1 protein-coding gene is annotated in these 263 nt (G+C 60.8%); it reads right to left on the bottom strand.

Going from position 1 to position 263, the window contains the following annotated elements:
- Window positions 1-71: 71 nt before the first annotated feature.
- Window positions 72-263: SRPBCC family protein (locus RMT89_RS43705; RefSeq protein ID WP_315889313.1), on the bottom strand; the 192-nt coding region annotated here is incomplete at its 5' end.

Raw genomic sequence — 263 nt, 5'->3', positions numbered from 1 at the left:
CCTTTTCATCGGCCGGGATGCAACCGGCGCGCCTTGCTCTTACCCGCGCAGACCGGCCCACGCAAGAGCCATCAGCGCGGCCCGTAAAGCGCCCGGGCGCGATCTTCAAAGGCGCGGACAATGCGGCTCATCGCTTCGCCAAAGACGACGCCGATAACCTTTTGCAAAAGCGCATTGCGAAACTCGAAATCGACGAAAAAGTCCACGCGACAGCCGCCATCCTCCAGATCGGCAAAGCTCCACCCCGATCGCAGATAGCGAAA

Origin of the sequence: Streptomyces sp. P17 (assembly GCF_032436805.1) — a bacterium.
Taxonomy (GTDB): domain Bacteria; phylum Actinomycetota; class Actinomycetes; order Streptomycetales; family Streptomycetaceae; genus Streptomyces.
The sequence above is the reverse complement of the archived record's forward strand: the minus strand, read 5'-3'. Positions and strand labels throughout refer to the sequence as shown.